Source organism: Prevotella sp. MGM1, from assembly GCF_002933775.1.
In the GTDB taxonomy this organism is placed as follows: Bacteria; Bacteroidota; Bacteroidia; order Bacteroidales; family Bacteroidaceae; genus Prevotella.
This window is the reverse complement of sequence record NZ_BEWV01000058.1, coordinates 1-1,397: the sequence shown is the minus strand read 5'-3', so window position 1 is coordinate 1,397 and position 1,397 is coordinate 1. Positions and strand designations below refer to the sequence as shown.

The following is a 1,397-nucleotide window of genomic DNA, read 5'->3' as shown; positions in this document are numbered from 1 at the left end:
GTAGAAGCGTCTCCCGCGACAGTCTTGCCCTCTGCGTCGTCGCTTACGTAGATGTATTTCTTTGTCTTGTCAGCGTTGTAGATGCTTGCTTTGTCGGCGTCGGTGATTGCAAGGGCGGCCCCTATCGACTCAGAGCGGGTCTCGCTCTCTTTCAGCTCGTTTCCGTTGCCGTCAACATATTTTACTGTGTATGTCGATGAGGCGGAAGCGTCTATGGCTTCGATTGTGAGCGTGATGTCGGTTATCTCCTGCTCACGGCCGGTGTATGTGAATATACCGAAACCGATGGTGTTGTCAGTCGATGCGGCAAGCTGTTCCGTGACGTCTTGCGTGAGTTCTACTCTTGAGGTCTTGACATTCACACCGTCGCCATTGAGGCCTGTGGCGTTGAGTGTTTCGGCCTTGTTCGTGTTTGCCCATGTGGCTGTGGTTGCGTCCCAGCCTGTTCCTATGTGGGCTATCTGCACGTTTGAGTTTTTGCCTGACACTGTACACTTTGAGAAGAATTTGAGTGTGGCTTTTTTCAGTGTCTTTCCGGTCATGAACTCGGAAGCGTCAAACTTGGTGATTACTACCGGGGAGCCTTCATAATTGGCCAGCATGTTTGAAAATGCCCCCCCCGAGATTTTCGCTTGTGAGCATCTCCATGCCGTAGCGTCGGCATTGAAGAGTACTGTCTCCTCGTTTTGCGCAGTTTTTCCGTTCGCTTGTATAACGGTGGTCTGTGCGGGTGTCAGTACCGTTTCCTCGGCCTGAGATACCAACGGGAAGAAAAGAAATGCCATCAATGTCAATAGCAAAGATGTAGATAATTTCTTCATAATTTTTTGTTTGGTTTTAATTGTGGTTTTTTGCATGTGCCTTTTTGCCCTGTGGGCACATTTGGTGATTTTTGTTTTTCTTGTTTAGCGACGTCCCGCAGGGCGCTTGGCCTGCTGTCGGCAAAGCCGGGACTGTCGTTTACTGTGCGGCTTCTGTTTTAGTTCGATTTAACGTTTGTTTAAATTTTATATTATTCAGTTAGTAATTTCCGCCGCTAAGTTAATAAATTATATAATGTGTCGTGGCGGATAATAGTGTTTTCAATGTCTTTTTATCAAAAAAATAAGTATAAAAAATGTTTCAAAGGCACTGCCAAAGATAAAAATGATGCCTTTGAAGGCTGTGATGTGGAATAAGGTAAAGAAGCGGTGCGGGCATGATGATATGTCGGCGGCCGGTAGCGTGGTAGGTGGCATATTGTATGAATAAAGTCATGGATTTGACACTTTGTTTTTTAGTAAAATAGAATTGTGGGTGCGATATGTACTTCGATACGGAATGCGATAGAGTGGTTTTTGATGGCCGGTGATCTTGTCTTTTTATTGCAACGGGATGCCCGTTGGTGTGCGTTTGGT

General features: G+C 46.1%; 1 protein-coding gene. It reads right to left on the bottom strand.

Annotation, left to right across the window (positions count from 1 at the left end):
* The coding region (locus MoGM_RS01365; RefSeq protein WP_158249537.1) for a DNRLRE domain-containing protein at positions 1-821 on the bottom strand (821 nt) is incomplete at its 3' end.
* Positions 822-1,397: the final 576 nt, after the last annotated feature.